Annotated in this window: 13 protein-coding genes, 1 rRNA gene and 1 pseudogene; 13 read left to right on the plus strand and 2 right to left on the minus strand. The window is 49.4% G+C overall.

Features of this window, described 5'->3' with window-relative positions; genetic code table 11:
* Positions 1-216 precede the first annotated feature (216 nt).
* Positions 217-1,152, plus strand: coding sequence for a manganese-dependent inorganic pyrophosphatase (locus QMK20_RS01305; protein WP_280740281.1), 936 nt, complete (start codon positions 217-219; stop codon positions 1,150-1,152).
* 528 nt (positions 1,153-1,680) lie between these two features.
* Here the strand turns inward: QMK20_RS01305 and QMK20_RS01310 are convergent.
* Positions 1,681-2,223: a MarR family winged helix-turn-helix transcriptional regulator gene (locus tag QMK20_RS01310; protein ID WP_283654258.1), complete on the minus strand. Its 543-nt coding sequence runs from the start codon at positions 2,221-2,223 to the stop codon at positions 1,681-1,683.
* A gap of 110 nt (positions 2,224-2,333) precedes the next feature.
* On the minus strand, positions 2,334-3,293 hold the full coding sequence (locus tag QMK20_RS01315) for an ATP-dependent DNA ligase (protein WP_283654259.1): 960 nt from the start codon (positions 3,291-3,293) through the stop codon (positions 2,334-2,336).
* Positions 3,294-3,455: 162 nt separating this feature from the next.
* Between QMK20_RS01315 and QMK20_RS01320 the strand changes: the two genes are divergently transcribed.
* The 12 genes and pseudogenes from QMK20_RS01320 (at position 3,456) to QMK20_RS01375 (ending at position 17,652) form a co-directional block, all read left to right on the plus strand.
* Positions 3,456-3,731, plus strand: coding sequence for a GNAT family N-acetyltransferase (locus QMK20_RS01320; RefSeq protein ID WP_283654260.1), 276 nt, complete (start codon positions 3,456-3,458; stop codon positions 3,729-3,731).
* 294 nt (positions 3,732-4,025) lie between these two features.
* Positions 4,026-4,589 (plus strand): DUF420 domain-containing protein, encoded by a 564-nt coding sequence (locus QMK20_RS01325; protein ID WP_283654261.1) that lies wholly within the window; start codon positions 4,026-4,028, stop codon positions 4,587-4,589.
* Positions 4,590-4,775: 186 nt separating this feature from the next.
* The gene (locus tag QMK20_RS01330; protein ID WP_283654262.1) at positions 4,776-6,050 is read left to right on the plus strand and encodes an extracellular solute-binding protein; all 1,275 of its coding nucleotides are present in this window, start codon (positions 4,776-4,778) and stop codon (positions 6,048-6,050) included.
* A 63-nt stretch (positions 6,051-6,113) separates the two neighbouring features.
* The gene (locus QMK20_RS01335; RefSeq protein ID WP_283654263.1) at positions 6,114-6,995 is read left to right on the plus strand and encodes a carbohydrate ABC transporter permease; all 882 of its coding nucleotides are present in this window, start codon (positions 6,114-6,116) and stop codon (positions 6,993-6,995) included.
* Complete coding sequence (locus QMK20_RS01340; protein ID WP_283656173.1) at positions 6,995-7,885, plus strand: carbohydrate ABC transporter permease; 891 nt, start codon at positions 6,995-6,997, stop codon at positions 7,883-7,885. The genes QMK20_RS01335 and QMK20_RS01340 overlap by 1 nt, the downstream gene beginning before the upstream one ends.
* Before the next feature lie 52 nt (positions 7,886-7,937).
* On the plus strand, positions 7,938-9,764 hold the full coding sequence (locus QMK20_RS01345) for a protein O-GlcNAcase (protein WP_283654264.1): 1,827 nt from the start codon (positions 7,938-7,940) through the stop codon (positions 9,762-9,764).
* 100 nt (positions 9,765-9,864) lie between these two features.
* Complete coding sequence (locus tag QMK20_RS01350) at positions 9,865-11,406, plus strand: DUF4127 family protein (RefSeq protein WP_283654265.1); 1,542 nt, start codon at positions 9,865-9,867, stop codon at positions 11,404-11,406.
* Positions 11,407-11,411: 5 nt separating this feature from the next.
* Positions 11,412-12,131, plus strand: coding sequence for an N-acetylmannosamine-6-phosphate 2-epimerase (locus QMK20_RS01355; protein ID WP_283654266.1), 720 nt, complete (start codon positions 11,412-11,414; stop codon positions 12,129-12,131).
* Positions 12,109-12,948 (plus strand): MurR/RpiR family transcriptional regulator, encoded by an 840-nt coding sequence (locus tag QMK20_RS01360; protein ID WP_349361899.1) that lies wholly within the window; start codon positions 12,109-12,111, stop codon positions 12,946-12,948. Before QMK20_RS01355 ends, QMK20_RS01360 begins: the two co-directional genes overlap by 23 nt.
* A gap of 102 nt (positions 12,949-13,050) precedes the next feature.
* Positions 13,051-14,027 (plus strand): annotated as a pseudogene (locus tag QMK20_RS01365) (ROK family protein).
* Positions 14,028-14,052: 25 nt separating this feature from the next.
* Entirely contained in the window at positions 14,053-15,663 is a 1,611-nt protein-coding gene (locus QMK20_RS01370) for an FAD-dependent oxidoreductase (protein WP_283654268.1), read from the plus strand.
* Between the two features lie 431 nt (positions 15,664-16,094).
* Positions 16,095-17,652: ribosomal RNA gene (locus QMK20_RS01375) — 16S ribosomal RNA — on the plus strand.
* Positions 17,653-17,744 lie beyond the last annotated feature (92 nt).

Raw genomic sequence — 17,744 nt, forward strand, 5'->3', positions numbered from 1 at the left:
ATGTTGGTGGGATATATTACTATATGTTTTTTATATTTTTAGAAAAAATAAGGTTAACTTCACGTGCATGTTCCATGGAAATGTTATGAATTTACTAGATTATTTTTGAAATCATTCAAAGGGGAATGGGAGAATACGAGATTTAATGATATAATCTGCATTGGATTTGTTGATATTTTATGAGGATGTAAAATGCTTAGTGCAAAGGAGTCGATTATGTTGGCAAAAACATTGATTTTCGGGCATAAAAATCCGGATACGGATACTATTTGCTCAGCTATTGCTTATGCAGACTTGAAAACCAAACTGGGCGCGGACGTGGAGCCGGTTCGTCTGGGCGAGGTAAACGGGGAAACGCAGTATGCACTGGACTATTTCAAAGTGAGTGCGCCGCGTCTGGTTGAACAGGTTGCTGCGGAAACAGACAGCGTTATTCTGGTCGATCATAATGAACGCCAGCAAAGTGCGGTTGACATTGACAAAGTGCGTGTAACTGAAGTCATCGACCATCACCGGATCGCTAACTTTGAAACAAGCCAGCCGTTGTACTTCCGCGCTGAGCCTGTAGGCTGCACAGCCACAATTTTGAACAAGCTGTACAAGGAAAACGGGATAGCGATTCCGAAAGAAATCGCAGGTCTGATGCTGTCCGCGATCATTTCCGATTCCCTGTTGTTCAAATCCCCAACCTGCACCGACCAAGACGTAGCTGCTGCCCGTGAACTGGCTGAAATCGCTGGTGTGGATGCAGATAGCTACGGTTTTGATCTGCTGAAAGCAGGAGCTGATCTGAGCGGTCACTCGATTGAGCAGTTGGTGAGTCTGGATGCGAAGGAATTCCAGATGAACGGACGCAAAGTGGAAATTGCGCAAGTGAACGCGGTAGATGTGAACGACGTGCTGTCCCGTCAGTCCGAGCTGGAAGTAGCGCTGTCCCAAACAATTGCAGCTAAAAACCTGGACCTGTTCCTGTTCGTCGTAACAGATATTGTGAACAGTGATTCCATTGGTATTGCCCTGGGAAGCCAAGCACAAGCGGTCGAAAAAGCCTACAATGTGCAGCTCGACGACAATAAAGCCGTTCTGAAAGGTGTCGTATCCCGCAAATCGCAGATCGTACCTGTATTGACAGACGCTTTTAACAGTCTGTAATTCGGAAGCAGGCTACGATACAAAAGAAGCCACCTGAATCCAGCTACATTAAAGCAGCGGAAGCAGGGGCTTCTTTTTTTATTTCTTCAATTCTACCAGTACGTCTCTGATGCATAAATTCAAAGGCCGTTTTGTTTTCAAACTAAAATGCGATTTTTGCCGTATCCCCAGTAGTGTTTCCATATCCTTTTACAGTCTATGTTACATCCTTTAAATAAAAGATATGATGTGCCAGTGGGGAGAGAAAAACATACCAACTTTGGAGACTGTACAGCAGTAGACAGAGGTATCTGACTTACTTCTTTTATCGTTTTTCAAAGTGATCCGATGATTAAAGGTTGTCAACAAACTTCAAATAATCCTGTACGCTTTTCTCCAATTTATTTGAAATCGCTCTTGGGATTGTTGCAAAATGCTCAAGCATATATGTTCTTGTCCGCCGACATCAGCGCAGGTGGAAGATGATGCAGTGATTCTGAATCAGACGCCTCCACCATTCTGCCAGCGGATATGCGAGCAGTCTTTGTCTCAGTCCTCGCACCATTTTTCTTCTCCCTCCCTGGGACCAGTTAGACGCGAACCTTTCACATCTTCAAATGCAGACCGTACGCGTGACAGATAGGTTTCAAACTGGCAGATTTCCGACTCGCTAAAGTCCGACATCAGGCGTGAGGCCAGTCCTATGAAAAAAGGGTCCATTTGATTGATCTTGCCTCTTCCTTTATCGTTCAGAGAAACAAAGATGCCACGCTTGTCATTCGGATCATCGTATTTGTTAATGTAGCCATCTTGTTCAAGGGAAATGACCATGGAACTGATCGCTGCCCGGCTTACACCCATTTTCTCAGCCAATGCAGAAGGGGATGACATTTCGTCTCTTTGCGCAGAAAGCACACAAAGTGCTATATATTGCCCATAGGAGAGCCCGAATTCACGTGAACGTTTCTCCATGCCTTTACGAATTTCATACGTTATAGAAAATAGCTCTACCAAAACACCAATCGGTTTATTGCCACCTGGAAACAGATTATAGGCCAGTTGACGAATTTCGGAGTCCAAGAAAAAGAACATGCGATCCACCTCGATGTAGTTAATTAGTTAACTGTAATTTAATTAACCACTGGTTGCAATGATTTATACAAACTTTATTCCGCTTTTTTTAAATATATCTGCACAACTTATCATGACCAAGGTCCAATGCACTGCCCTACGTCCTGATTTACAAAAGCCTGTATAGAGGGCTGGCGGAGGGTACGCCCTTCCTGCCATCGCCACTCACTGTATTGAACCTTGGCGGTATACATAGGCTGTACCCATATTGCATCCCGATGACGATCCGGCTCATTGACAAAAGGCCGCGCTGAAATGGTATGCGGTCTCAGTCGCTCCGTAAGCTGACGCCAGTCCTCTCGCGTAAGCTTCCCCGTGCCTGCATGTCCAATGTAGCGCAGCCTTCCCTGCTTGTCGTACAGCCCCAGCAACACAGCATTGATGACGCCTCCGTTTAAAGTGTAGCCTCCAATGACAGCGATGCTATCGCCGTAATTCTTGACCTTGACCCATCGACCGTCCTGCCCGCCAAATGTGTAGGGGCTGTCTAAACGTTTGCATACGATACCTTCCATCCCTTCACTGCGTATCACCTGAAACAGAGCTTGTCCATCAGGATGAGCAGGCGCCAGTTGAACCCGTTCATTCGGCAGGATGACCTGATGCAATAATTCGAGCCTTTCTGCCAGCGGTTTACGGTGAACCCATTCCCCATTCAAATACAAAATATCAAACAGCATGTACGTAGCAGGCACAGCTTCATAAGCCGCTTGAATCCGATCTGTTCGACGAATCAGGTCGCGGCGCATAATGTCATGAAACGAGGGCTTACCATCGGCTCCCAGTGCGATCATTTCCCCGTCCAGAATTATCGATTCAGCCTGGCAATATGAGGGGAATGTAGCGAGTTCTGGGTATAAAAGAGTTCGTTCATGCTGCTTCCGGTTAAACAGACGTGTGCTACCCTGATTGTGATATGTCAAAATTCTCGTGCCATCCCATTTTATTTCGTACCGCCACAGGCCCTCCGTAGGGATTTGTTCACTTTGCACAGGTTCAAACGGGATAACGGGTTTCATTTCCGAACGCAAATACAACACCTCGCCTCGCTTTTTTGGAATAAGGATAGTGTCGACGATAGGCTTCTTTTTATGTGAGGATTTTGCAAATTCTGATGTATGAGATGTTTCGTTGGACCTCAAATCGGGGAATGATAAGGATATCTAATCGTCGGCAGAAAGGGGCTCGGTTTCATGAGACAAATTCGCGAGGAGGACCATGCGGTAGTCATGGTGGATGATGGACAGGTGGTTGCGGAAGTAGGCTATAAAACCATAGATGACCATTCCTTGGTCATTGACCATACATTTGTATCCGAAAAGCTGCGGGGGCAAAAGATCGGCAAGGAGCTGATTGACAAAGTCGTGCAAATGGCGAGGGATCAGCATAAAAAGGTCGTTCCCGCTTGCTCGTACGCACTGGCCCTGTTCAAGCGTCATCAAGAATATAGTGACGTCTGGCAGCAGTAACCGCGGGGAATGCTCGTATTACAAGTGCATAAATACCACAACATCGGGACGGGTATTCAGGTCTTCCCGGTGTTTTTTGCGTGTACAAAGCCCCTGAAATGGCCGTATTCTATTATTGATATGTTAAGCAAATGGTTATTCTAAGATGCTAAAGCACATTTTTAAATTGTCGGCTGTGAAATTGTTCATACTGTTGTCACTTCACAGGCCGTCCTCAGGTTCTATATAATATAGTATGGTTATTACCACAACAAAAAACGAAAAGTTTGAATTTAAACGAAGGAGACGCTCATTATGAATAAAGCGAGTGAGGACAAGCAGTACGTTCCAACGAGCAAACGTAATTTTACAGCCTTGATTATCACCGTTTCCATCATAGCCAACGTGATTATTTTGCTGCTGTTCTTTTCGCCGATTGGATACCAGGGTAGTGTTAGCTTCGATATCACCATTTTCCCGAGGTTGAATGCGATTTTTAACAGTTTCACGTTTATTTTTCTGGTGGCGGCGTTGGTTGCCATTATCAAGAAGAACGTCAAAGTGCATAAAACATTTGTTTTACTGGCCTTCGCCAGCACTGTTTTATTTTTGTTTTCCTACCTGACCTTCCACTATATTTCGCCGGAGACTGCAAAATTTGGCGGGGTGGGCATTATTCGGCCGATTTACTTTACGTTGCTGATTTCACACAGCATACTGGCTGCCATTATCGTACCGCTGGCCCTGTTCACGGTTGTATGGGGATGGACGATGCAGGTGGCGAAACACCGTAAAATTGCACGCTGGACCATGCCGATCTGGTTGTATGTCAGCTTGACCGGGGTACTCGTGTACGTATTCATGGCCCCATATTATTAAATAGACTTGAACCCTCAGCAGGTTCAATGAGGAAAGAAGGCGTCTCTGCTAACAGAGACGTCTTTTTTATATCAAATAAAAGAAAAATTATTCCTTCTAAATTTATTTTATTGAAAAAACGTTCCTTCTCCAACGGTATTTCTGCTATAATTTGCCTTAATCAACTAAGAATAAGGGGGTCACCATGTGACGAAGAAAGCGAAAGGCAGGTTACGGTTGCTTGTTTCTATGCTCGTGCTGGTTGTGCTGCTGAGCAGCTGCGGTGGCGGAGGCAAAAAGCCGGAAAACGTTAACGGAGGAAAAGTGACACTGCAATTTTGGACCATCGCGCTACAGCCTACATTCACCCCGTATTTCAATCGGGTGATTGCCGATTATGAGGAGAAGAATCCCAATGTAAAAATTGACTGGAAGGATTACCCTTATGACGCAGTGACCAATAAGCTGTTGACGAGTATCGCTAGTGGCAGCAGTCCGGATGTAGTGAATCTCAATACGGAATTTGCCAGCCAAATGGGCTCCAAGGGTGCTGTTGTGGATATGAATGAGCATTTATCTCCGGAGGAAAAGGCTGCTTATTTCGACGGTATCTATAATTCTACAGTTATTAACGGCAAGGCATATGCACTACCTTGGTATACCGGCACGGAAGTGCTCTACATGAATACGAAGCTGGTAAAGGAAGCCGGATTAGACCCTGCCCATCCGCCCAAAACGCGGGAGGAATTGTCTGAATGGGGCCGCCAGGTCAATAGAAAAATCGGTAAAGCAGGCTACGCGCAGCAGCTTGTATCCAAGCTTTTTGCCATAGACGGGATTCCGATTTTGAATAAAGAAAAGACAGCAGCGGCGTTCAATACACCGGAAGCGGTCACTATGATTGATAATCTCAAAAAGCAGATGGAAGACGGTGTCGTGCTCAAAGAGGACGCTGAATTTTCACAGCAAGTGAAATATTACGCGGGTGAGCAGGTTGCTTTCGAGCTGGCAGGCCCGACGTTCATCAACTTTATCAAAACGGCGGCGCCGGACGTATACAAGAACACGATCGCCGTTCCTGTACCTACAGGTAAAGCTGATGTACGGCTGTCCAACACCATGGATCTGGTCGTACCGACCAAGTCTGCACATGTGAATGAAGCGGTGAAGTTTGCTGTTTTTCTGACGAATGCGGAGAGCCAGACGGCTTTTTCCAAAGCGGCTAATACACTACCTTCCACAAAGGATTCCATTAAAGACCCGTACTTCACACAGTCTGATCAATCGCTGGAAGCACAAGCGAAAGTGGTATCCGCGCAAAGCTTGGATAAGGCGACAGACTACATGGTCGGTGTTCCTAATGCCAAGGACGTGAACAGCGCTGTTACGCGTGCTTTTCAAAATATTATATTGAACGGAACGGACACGAAGCAGACGCTTACTGCTTTGGAGCAGGAAGTGAACGATATTTTAAAGCAATAGATCAGCAGGAGAGTCATACGGAGGCTCTCCTGTTCATTTATCAAAATCGGGTGGTGATGCAGCATGATCAAATGGTTGAGGTCGGAATCCTTTACGGCCTGGGCCTTTATGACGCCGGGACTGTTATTGCTTGCCGTCTTTGTATTTTGGCCTATTATTTACAGCATTCCGCTGGCATTGACGGACTACTCGGTCATATCGGATACCCATTATGTCGGTCTGGATAATTTCGAGGCAGCGTTTAAGGACCGCAACTTTCTCATTTCGATCTGGAACTCATTGGTGTACGTGCTCATTGTTCCCTTTCTTCAAATTTTCTCCATCCTGATGGCCGTGCTGGTGAACAGCCGTATACCGGGAATTAAAATATTTCGTACGACCTACTACATTCCTGTCGTAACTTCGATGGTAGCCGTGGCCTTGATTTGGAGCTGGTTGCTTGGCAATAACAGCGTTGTGAATTATTTGCTTATGCAGGCAGGCTTGATCAGTAAGGACATTCACTGGCTGTCAGACAGCTCTTTGGCCTTGTATGTACTCATGTTCATCACGATGTGGAAGGGACTCGGGTATTATATGATGCTCTATCTGGCCGGTTTGCAGAACATTCCACAAGACCTGTACGAAGCCGCCAGAGTAGATGGAGCAAGCCGCTGGCGGCTAATTGTCCATATTACACTCCCGTTATTAAGACCCTACGTTCTGTTCTGTACGCTCATATCGCTTATGGCGGCTATTCGCGTGTTCGATGAAGTGTATGTGCTGACCAAGGGTGGGCCGGGAACAGCCACGCTGACCTCCAGCTTGTATATTTTCCAAAAGGGGATGGAGCAGTTTAACTTTGGTTATGCTTCGGCGCTCGGCTTAATTGTCGGTGTAGTCATTGCGGTGCTCAGTATTATCGTATTCCGATTCAATAGGAAAGGTGGTATCAATCCCTATTGATGAATTTACAGAATGATAAAATGCTACAGTCGCCCCTTCCGAAAAACGAAAATAGCCGCATCATTCGCAACCTGGGGCGAGTTGTAAGGATGACGGTGATCTATGTACTGCTCGTGCTGCTCGCTCTCTTTTTAATGGGGCCGTTCCTATGGCTGCTCAGCGTATCGCTCATGCCTGGCCGTAACATTTTCTCAACGCCACCGGCGATTTTTCCGACCTTTATTGATTTTGATAATTATGCTCAGGTATGGCAGTTTATGAACTTTCCGAAGTATATGCTGAACACGGTGATCATTACGGCACTTGGCGTTATTTTCAATGTGGTGCTCGCCAGTCTGACGGGATATCCCTTGGCTGTATTTCGTTTTAAGGGTAAAAATCTGGTGTTCACGCTACTAATTTCCACCATGATTATTCCTTCATATACGTCGTTCATCGTACATTACCTGACCATTCAGGGGCTTCATCTGGGCAATACGTATTTGGGTGTGGTGCTGCCTGGAGCTGTCTCTGTGTTCAACATTTTTCTGATGCGGCAGACGTTTATCCATATTCCTACCGATGTGCGTGATTCCGGTAAAATGGACGGCGCTTCGGAATTCCGGATTTGGTGGCAGCTGGTGCTACCGCTGGTGAAGCCAGCACTCGCCGTCATTTCTTTGCTGGAGGCTATGTCGTTCTGGAACAGTTTCCTGTGGCCTATCGTTATTCTGAACGACACGGAGTTATACCCGCTGGCGGCTGCGCTGACGTATCTCAATGGTCAATTTGCCTATAACTTTGGCTGGATTGCAGCGGGCACGATGATTTCGGTACTGCCGATCATTATCTTGTTCCTGTTCACACAGCGCTACTATATGGAAGGCTTGGCGGGTGCAGTAAAAGGATAGACCGGAAATATCGGATACGGACGATCCGTGAATGGAAGGGGAGACGGTTACGATGGAGCTGGCGAAAGGAACGCGGCCCAATTCCCGTGTGGGGCTAACAACGCAGGAGATTCAATATTATTTTCGTGATGTGTATGACAGTGGGGCAAAGCTGGTCATACCCGAACCACATTTGATTTCTGAGTTGTCCTCCCGCTTCGGGATGAATCAGGAATATGAAGGCGTTCTGGACCCCGACGGGCCGATCAAGCTGATCTTGCCTCCAGGACCAGGCGTGCCGACCGAAACACGCGGTAGCGTGCAATTGGTACTGGAGTACGATGGAGCGCTCGTTGCAGACGGCTATCGTTTGGAGATTCACAAGGAAGGTCGAATTGAAATTCATGCAGCTAATAAAAGAGGGCTCAAATACGGCATGGATGCCCTGCATTTGCTGCTTCAAGTCGAACAAGAGCGATGTACACTTCCTGTAGTGTCCATTCGTGATGAGCCTTCTTTTCCGGTCAGAGGGATTATTGAAGGCTTTTACGGAGAACCGTGGAGCTTGGCGAATCGGCTGGATGCTGTCCGTTTTATGGCTGCGCATCGGATGAACACATTCATGTATGCTCCCAAGGATGATCCGTATCATCGTGAGTTATGGCGAGAGCCGTACCCGGAAGACACGTTTGCGCAGATCCAAGAATTAAAGGAAACCTGCGACCAGCATGAGATCGATTTTCATTACTGCATCAGTCCAGGGAATGACCTGAGCTTTGGCAGCGATGAAGATTTCCTCAGTTTGACGGAAAAGCTGGCGGCTGTGATTGCCATTGGCGTGCGCCATTTTTCTATATTAATGGATGACATTGACTATGTGCTAAAAGGAGAAAATCGACATTTGCTGGGTCGCTCGGGGCACGCTCATGTCTTTTTGACGAACAAGGTGCATACATGGCTGGCTGAGCGGTTGCCTGAATTTACGCTGACAGTCTGTCCCTCGGAATATTGGTCGTACTGGGATACCGAGTACAAAAAGGATTTCCGTGAGCGGCTGCATCCGGAGATTAAGGTGTTCTGGACCGGATACTTTGTGTTTGCTCCGCATATTGGCCGGAAGCACGCCGCCGATAATCATGCGTTCTTTGGGCACGAGCTGTGGCTGTGGGATAACATTCCGGTGAATGATTGTGACCGTGACCGTTTATTCCTCGATCCGCTGCGCGGGCGGTATTCCGGGCTTCCAGACTGCGGACATACCGGTATGGTAGCCAACCCGATGAATCAGTGGGAATGCTCCAAAGTAACGCTCATTACGATGTCTCATTATATGTGGAACAGTGAGCGGTACATGCCGGAACTTTCTTGGGATTGGGCAGTGTGGGAGTTAGCGGGGGAGCGTGCGGAGGAACTGATGTTTTTCTGCCGTCAAAACAGGAACAGCCGACTGGGCGGCAGCACGTATGAGGACGTGGACCTTGCTTTGCAGTTGCGCGATATCCCGGCGCTGGATATGTACTTTGAGCGGCTGCTCCAAGCCGTGAGCGTCCTGCGGCAAGTACCCGCCGATGATCCGGCGGCAGGCTTCGTAGCACAGGCCATGCCGTGGCTGGAACGCGCCGAGCTGGACGCTGATCTGTGGCGTACGCTGCGCCAAGCTGTGGTCAGCAGCGAGCGGCAGAGCGGCACGCAGGCAGAGGAGAGCAGTACGCCGCCGGAAGTGGTTGGCGGGCAAGGGCCTGTGCTCCTGCTGGACGAAGTCGTGGGCGAACTCCGGCGCTGTATCACTGCCTGTCTGGAGACGGAGGCTCGGCTCGGCAGTGATCCGGCGATCCGCGCAGCCGAGCGGTGGGGCTACGTCAGTCAGGATGAACAAGGCAAGTATCGACTGATCTTGTGAGCATTTTGCCGATGGATTAAGAAACCAAGGCAGCATAGCTGCCCTGAAAATAACCATTTGCCGTTAGGATAACGGTAATTTTCAGGAGAGGTGGATGCGTGTGGTGAAGCCAAACACTCGTGTGCTTTTTGTGCCGCTGGATGAGCGGCCCTGTAATTATGAATTTCCTTATTTACTGGCGCAGGGCACAGATTTGGAAATCGAGCGTCCCCCGATGGAATGGATGGGACAAAAGAAAATTTCCGGTGATACGACCCAATTGTGGGCTTGGCTCGAAGAACGTGCAGCGGGAGCCGATGGAGCCATTATTGCGATGGATACGCTGCTGTACGGCGGAATCGTGCCATCTCGTCTGCATGGAATGACAAGTGATCAGGTCGGTGACAAGGTGAATCGACTTCGCAGGCTCAAGCGGCTTTATCCGCAGATGACCTTATATGCTTTTCAACTCATTATGCGCTGTCCGCAATATTCTTTGGCTGACGAAGAACCGGATTACTACGCCGATTGGGGGCGCGAGATATTCAGGAAGGGCTTTATTGAGCACCGTCAGGAGCTGGGGATTGCTACCTCAGAGGAGCTTCTTGAATTATCTGACATCAACGAACGTTTGCCTGTAGAGACACTGGAGGATTATTTGGGCCGTCGCCGTGTGAATCTGGAAGCCAATGAAGCCGCACTGGAGCTGGTAGCAGAGGGTGTCATTGATTTTATGATCATCCCGCAAGATGATTCTGCCCCCTACGGCTATACTGCCAAGGATCAGCAGCGGCTTAGAAAACGTATTTCCAATCTTGGGCTGGATTTGAGCGTGTACATGTATCCGGGGGCAGACGAAGTCGGCTGTACGCTGCTGGCGCGGTGGGTTAACCAGGCGAAGAATGTTGTGCCGCTTGTCTATCCAAGGCTGTCCGCTTTGCAGGGAGCATTTGTGATTCCGCTTTTTGAGGATCGTTATTTTTATGAAACGTTAAAATACCAGATTATGGCGGCAGGTGGACTGATCGCTTCTTCAGCGACAGAGGCTGATTTGATTCTGTTGGCTAACACGCCCGGAGACGCCATGGCGGAAGCATCCTCCCAACAGCGTGCAATGGCCGGATATGATGTATACCGAAACGTGGTGGAGCTGGTCGAATACGGCGCCCATATGCTGCGGTATACAGGCAAAAATATTGCGGTAGCTGATGTAGGCTATGCCAACGGAGCCGATCTTAAGCTGCTTAGACTCTTGAAGCAAAAAGGGCTGCTTTTTGAGCTGGCAGGTTATGCAGGCTGGAACACCAGCTCCAATACGCTGGGAACCGTCATTGCCCAGTCCATGCTGTACAGCCACTATGGGCCTACAGCAGAGCATCTGGATTTTCTGGCGTTGCGTTACGCCGAAGATGCATGTTATTGCGCTGTGGTGCGTACCGCCATGAATAACGGGATTGTGGAACAAATGGGCTTCAACAAGTTTATGCTCGATGGACAGAGAGGCTCGGTTACTGCGGTTATTCGCGGAGAGCTGGAGCAGGCGCTCGACGAATATGTAAACGGGCCGGAGGGCTATGTGGAAATTACAGATTGCTATATGCCGTGGAACCGCACCTTTGAAGTCGGATTGACCGTACGGCATCATGCCGAAGAGAGAGGGTGATCCCAATGGGATTGGAAGCTGTATTATCAAAAGTTCAGCACGGCCTGATCGTATCCTGTCAGGCACTACCGGATGAACCGCTGCACGGATCGGATTCCATGGCCAAAATGGCACGCGCCGCTCAGCAGGGCGGAGCTGTAGCCATTCGCGCCAATGGCGCAGCAGATGTGCGTGCGATCAAACAGGCGCTTTCCCTGCCAGTCATCGGCCTGATCAAGCGGGATTATGATGATTCCGATATTTACATTACACCGACCCTTCGAGAGATGGAGGAACTGGTGGATGCGGGCGCAGATATCATCGCCCTGGATGCTACATCACGTCCGCGTCCGGGGGGATGCAGGCTGAAGCAGCTCATAGATTACGCCCATAAGCATGGAGTGGCCTCTATGGCGGATATATCCACACTGGAGGAGGCGCTTCATGCGGCTTCCCTCGGCGTAAGCTGCGTATCCACAACGTTATCCGGTTATACGCCATACTCTGCTCAGATCGATGGACCCGATCTGGAGTTGGTTCGGAGAGCGTCAGAGCTGGTTCCCGTGCCTTTAATTGCGGAGGGCAAAATCCATGAGCCGGCGCAGGTGGAGGAAGCATTCCGGCTAGGTGCACATGCAGTGGTTGTAGGCTCGGCAATTACCAGACCCCAATTGATTACGCAGCGGTTTGCCGATGCCGCAAGGAAGGCAGTGAAGTGCATCTATGGAGATGAACGACCGAATTAATACGTACTTTCCTTCATTAACAAAATCGGAGCAAAAGGTCGCTTTGTGCGTACTGGAGCGCCCGGCAGATATCATATATTTCTCCGTGACGGAGTTAGCTGATTTTGCAGGTACAGGTGAGACGACCGTCATGCGCTTTTGCCGGAAAATCGGTTTTAAAGGCTATCAGGATTTCCGACTGTCCCTGGCGCAAAACCAGGCTTATCGCAAAACCGATACGGGTGGGGAAAACACCGACCCGGACAACGAACATGATATTACCCGCATGGTGTATCACAATATGCTTGATATTTTGCACTCCAGTATGGGACTGCTGGACCGTTCAGAGCTTGGACGTGCGATAGCGTGTCTTGACCAGGCAGGCTATGTCCAATTTTTTGGTGTAGGTGCTTCGGGGATTTCTGCGCAGGACGCCAAAAACCGCTTCTTACGAATCGGGCGGCGTGCTGAAGCCGTGACAGACGGACATATCCAGTCGATGATGGCGGTGTCCATGAAACCCGGGGATGTGGCTATCGGTATCAGTGTATCGGGAAGCACGCTGGATACCAACGACATGCTGCACAAAGCCAAGCAAAACGGCGCGACCATTATCGCGATCACCAATTATGCAAAATCGCCTATCACCTCCATTGCGGATATCGTGTTGCTCACCGCAGGCAAGGAAGCCCCGATGGAGGGAGGCTCGATTGGAGCCAAAATCTCGCAGCTATTTGTCATTGACCTCATCTGCGAAGGGCTTGCTCGCAAGCACACGAGTCATACCAAACAGATGAAGGAAAAAACAGCAAGGGCGGTCATTGAGCGAAGTTATTGAGGTTTTGAAGCGGAGAACCGTACCCCTTTGGCTGTGTCATATCGTTAGTTATTGTTGTGGTATATGACTTGCTATTATAGAAGCTTTACGTAAAGAGCGTGTATGTTGATATCATTTGGCTACAAGGAGGACGCTGTGGTGGCAGATGCTGTGAACAGAGTCATTGGGATCGACATTGGAGGAACATCAGTGAAGGCCGCTGTAGTGGAACAAGATGGTTCGGTACTTGATGAAATCCGGCTGGATACGGACGCTTCTCGCGGGCGTGATTGGCTACTGTCACGGGTATCCGAAGCTGTGGAAGGACTGAAACGCTCCCTGGGAGACACCAGCAACAGCACCAGCGGCGGCATCGGTATCGACGCTCTGGGGATCGCTACGGCTGGCAGAGTAAACGTGGAGAGTGGTGAGGTTGTGTATGCCACGGATAATCTCCCCGGCTGGCAAGGCACGCACTTGGTAACGTGGGCGAGGGAGAATCTGGCCTTACGTGCTGTTGCCGACAATGATGCGAATGCCGCTTTGCTTGGAGAAGCGTGGCAGGGAGCGGGGAGGGGCAAGCAACGCTTGGCCATGCTCACCTTGGGAACAGGTGTCGGTGGCGCATATATGGAACATGGCTTGTTGTGCAGAGGGGCTCATTGGAGTGGCGGCGATTGGGGACATAGTATTTTATTCCCAAGAGGTCTTCCTTGCAATTGTGGAAAAAGGGCTGCGCCGAGCAGTATGTATCAGGTAGCGCACTGTTACGCCGGGTCAGAGAATACACAGGTAAACAGTATCGCTCGGGAATCGAGATCATGAAGCAGGCTGCTCACGGTCACTCGGAGGCGCTTCAGGTACTGGACGATTACACCGCAGATTTAGCCGTGCTTCTGGTCAATATCTCGGTCACCCTTGATCCCGAGGCTATTATCGTAGGCGGAGGGGTAGCAGATGCGGGAGAAGTCTGGTGGCCCTTGCTGGAAAAGCATCTACAACAGCTGGGAGTCGGAACGGAAGTAAACCGGGCGTTATTGGGTAATCGCGCTGGAATCATCGGTGCGGCACGGCTTGCTTTTGAATTAACGGATTCCTAGAACAAGTATGAAAGGGGAACGAACCATGACGCAAAATCGGCTTGATACTGACATTGTTGTGATTGGCGGAGGTCTGGGAGGAACATCGGCAGCTCTTGCGGCTGCGAAGGCTGGCATGAGAGTCATCGTGACGGAGGAGACGGATTGGTTGGGAGGACAGTTAACTTCACAGGCCGTCCCCCCGGATGAGCACCGATGGATCGAACAGTTTGGCTGCACAGCAACATACCGTGAGTTCCGTAATCGTGTACGTGACTATTACCGTCAGAACTATCCTTTAACGGAAGAAGCCCAAAACGATCCGATTCTTAATCCCGGCAACGGTTGGGTAAGCCGTCTGGCTCATGAACCACGAGTAGCTCTACGGGTGCTTGAGGATATGCTTGCTCCCTATTTGAACACGGGGCGTGTTCGCGTATATTACCACACCGTGCCCATAGCCGCTCAAACGGATGCTGATTGCATTTGTTCCGTAACTGTTCGTACCTCGGATAGCCTTGATGGTGGGTGTAGGGTTATGGTGTTGCACGGAACGTTTTATCTGGATGCCACAGAGTGCGGGGATCTTCTTCCGATGGCGGGGGTGGAGCATACGAGTGGAGCAGAGTCGCGGTATGATACAGGTGAGCCTCATGCTTTGGAGTGCGCTGACCCTATGGATATGCAGTCTATTACACATGTGGCGGCCGTGGATTACATCCCTCAAGGAAGCTTCATTATAGAACGGCCGCAACAATATGATTTTTGGAGAAATTATATTCCTTCCTTTTCCCGTTTCCCGATTTTGAGTTGGTTTGCTACAGATGCGGATGATACCAGCAAACTAAAACAGTTCACTTTGTTTCCTAACGATCAGGGTATTGTATCTTTGTGGGATTACCGTCGCATTGTGGACCCTTCTATATGGAGCAAGCCATTAAATGATGGAGAGGTAACACTTTTAAACTGGGCGCAAAATGATTATTACCTCGGTCCATTGATCGGTGTCACTGCTCAGGAGCAGGAAAGACGTAGAGAAGGCGCCCGTGAATTGACCCGTTCTTTAATCTATTGGCTCCAGACCGAAGCACCCCGGCTAGATGGAGGATTCGGTTATCCGGGTATTCGGCCCCGTGGAGATTTCCTTGGCACCTCAGATGGTCTTGCCAAAACCGCCTATATTCGCGAATCGCGCCGAATTCAAGCCAAGTATATGATATCGGAGTTCGATGTAAGTCGTGAGCTTCGGGGGACGGATGGGCCAAAACGATATGCAGACAGCGTAGGTGTAGGCAGCTATCATTTGGATCTCCATCCGACCACTGTATCTCAGCGGACATTTTACATTCCTAATTACCCTTATGAAATTCCGTTAGGCTCCCTTATTCCGGTGAGAGTGCGTAATCTGCTTCCCGCCTGTAAAAATATAGGGATGACTCAAATCGCAAATGGCTGCTATCGGCTGCACCCCACGGAGTGGAATATAGGTGAATCAGCGGGTAGTCTGGCGGCTTACTGTGTGTCCAACGGAGTATTCCCGATAGAAGTCAGCGAATCGGCAGAGCATCTGGGGCATTTTCAAAGCAGGCTGCTTCGCCAAGGCGTGGAGTTACACTGGCCTGTGGAAGTATTTGAGCCGGAGGGAGTTACCAGCTAAAACGTGAGGGGCTATTGCCCCTTGGCTGACTTTGATAAGGTCAAAAGATAACTTTAAAAAAGTAACAAAAAAAGTGCTTGCTAAGTTGCTTGGATATATGATATATTATTTGAGCTGACAACAAAACAGCTGTTTCAAAAGTGAAAAGCTTGGGTACAATAATATTTATAAAAGAAGAAAAAATAAAGCTTGCATTTCTGAAATGAACATGGTATGATCTTATAGCTGCTGAAAAACACAGCGAAAAAGAAATGTTTGATCTTTGAAAACTGAACAACGAGTGAGTACGGATTTTGCTTGCAAAATCCAACGCTGAGATTTTGGTACATGCCGTCAGGCTGTATAAAATGGAAGCGAACAATGAGATATTTTATCTCGTCAGTTTCAAAATGAGCATATCGCTCTTTCTATAAACCAGCTTCGGTTGGTCTTTAATGGAGAGTTTGATCCTGGCTCAGGACGAACGCTGGCGGCGTGCCTAATACATGCAAGTCGAGCGGGGTTGTTTTAAAAGCTTGCTTTTAAAACAACCTAGCGGCGGACGGGTGAGTAACACGTAGGCAACCTGCCTATCAGACTGGGATAACTACCGGAAACGGTAGCTAATACCGGATACATCCTTTCCCTGCATGGGGAGAGGAGGAAAGACGGAGCAATCTGTCGCTGATGGATGGGCCTGCGGCGCATTAGCTAGTTGGTGGGGTAAAGGCCTACCAAGGCGACGATGCGTAGCCGACCTGAGAGGGTGATCGGCCACACTGGGACTGAGACACGGCCCAGACTCCTACGGGAGGCAGCAGTAGGGAATCTTCCGCAATGGGCGAAAGCCTGACGGAGCAACGCCGCGTGAGTGATGAAGGTTTTCGGATCGTAAAGCTCTGTTGCCAGGGAAGAACGTCTTGTAGAGTAACTGCTACAAGAGTGACGGTACCTGAGAAGAAAGCCCCGGCTAACTACGTGCCAGCAGCCGCGGTAATACGTAGGGGGCAAGCGTTGTCCGGAATTATTGGGCGTAAAGCGCGCGCAGGCGGCTCTTTAAGTCTGGTGTTTAATCCCGAGGCTCAACTTCGGGTCGCACTGGAAACTGGGGAGCTTGAGTGCAGAAGAGGAGAGTGGAATTCCACGTGTAGCGGTGAAATGCGTAGATATGTGGAGGAACACCAGTGGCGAAGGCGACTCTCTGGGCTGTAACTGACGCTGAGGCGCGAAAGCGTGGGGAGCAAACAGGATTAGATACCCTGGTAGTCCACGCCGTAAACGATGAATGCTAGGTGTTAGGGGTTTCGATACCCTTGGTGCCGAAGTTAACACATTAAGCATTCCGCCTGGGGAGTACGGTCGCAAGACTGAAACTCAAAGGAATTGACGGGGACCCGCACAAGCAGTGGAGTATGTGGTTTAATTCGAAGCAACGCGAAGAACCTTACCAGGTCTTGACATCCCTCTGATCGGTCTAGAGATAGATCTTTCCTTCGGGACAGAGGAGACAGGTGGTGCATGGTTGTCGTCAGCTCGTGTCGTGAGATGTTGGGTTAAGTCCCGCAACGAGCGCAACCCTTATGCTTAGTTGCCAGCAGGTCAAGCTGGGCACTCTAAGCAGACTGCCGGTGACAAACCGGAGGAAGGTGGGGATGACGTCAAATCATCATGCCCCTTATGACCTGGGCTACACACGTACTACAATGGCCGGTACAACGGGAAGCGAAAGAGCGATCTGGAGCGAATCCTAGAAAAGCCGGTCTCAGTTCGGATTGCAGGCTGCAACTCGCCTGCATGAAGTCGGAATTGCTAGTAATCGCGGATCAGCATGCCGCGGTGAATACGTTCCCGGGTCTTGTACACACCGCCCGTCACACCACGAGAGTTTACAACACCCGAAGTCGGTGGGGTAACCCGCAAGGGAGCCAGCCGCCGAAGGTGGGGTAGATGATTGGGGTGAAGTCGTAACAAGGTAGCCGTATCGGAAGGTGCGGCTGGATCACCTCCTTTCTATGGAGAATCGTTTCCTGCAACGGAAACATTCAAATATGAAGCGTAAGCTTCAAAACTCAGGTTTAGGCCTGTTACTCACTCGTTGCTCA

The organism is Paenibacillus sp. RC334 (assembly GCF_030034735.1).
Lineage (GTDB): Bacteria > Bacillota > Bacilli > Paenibacillales > Paenibacillaceae > Paenibacillus > Paenibacillus terrae_A.

Bases quoted from the DNA above. Each gene is read 5' to 3' on its own strand.
- QMK20_RS01305 (WP_280740281.1), top strand. From the start codon at position 217: ATGTTGGCAAAAACATTGATTTTCGGGCATAAAAATCCGGATACGGAT.
- QMK20_RS01310 (WP_283654258.1), bottom strand. From the start codon at position 2,223: ATGTTCTTTTTCTTGGACTCCGAAATTCGTCAACTGGCCTATAATCTG.
- QMK20_RS01320 (WP_283654260.1), top strand. From the start codon at position 3,456: ATGAGACAAATTCGCGAGGAGGACCATGCGGTAGTCATGGTGGATGAT.
- QMK20_RS01325 (WP_283654261.1), top strand. From the start codon at position 4,026: ATGAATAAAGCGAGTGAGGACAAGCAGTACGTTCCAACGAGCAAACGT.
- QMK20_RS01335 (WP_283654263.1), top strand. From the start codon at position 6,114: ATGATCAAATGGTTGAGGTCGGAATCCTTTACGGCCTGGGCCTTTATG.
- QMK20_RS01340 (WP_283656173.1), top strand. From the start codon at position 6,995: ATGAATTTACAGAATGATAAAATGCTACAGTCGCCCCTTCCGAAAAAC.
- QMK20_RS01345 (WP_283654264.1), top strand. From the start codon at position 7,938: ATGGAGCTGGCGAAAGGAACGCGGCCCAATTCCCGTGTGGGGCTAACA.
- QMK20_RS01355 (WP_283654266.1), top strand. From the start codon at position 11,412: ATGGGATTGGAAGCTGTATTATCAAAAGTTCAGCACGGCCTGATCGTA.
- QMK20_RS01360 (WP_349361899.1), top strand. From the start codon at position 12,109: ATGGAGATGAACGACCGAATTAATACGTACTTTCCTTCATTAACAAAA.
- QMK20_RS01370 (WP_283654268.1), top strand. From the start codon at position 14,053: ATGACGCAAAATCGGCTTGATACTGACATTGTTGTGATTGGCGGAGGT.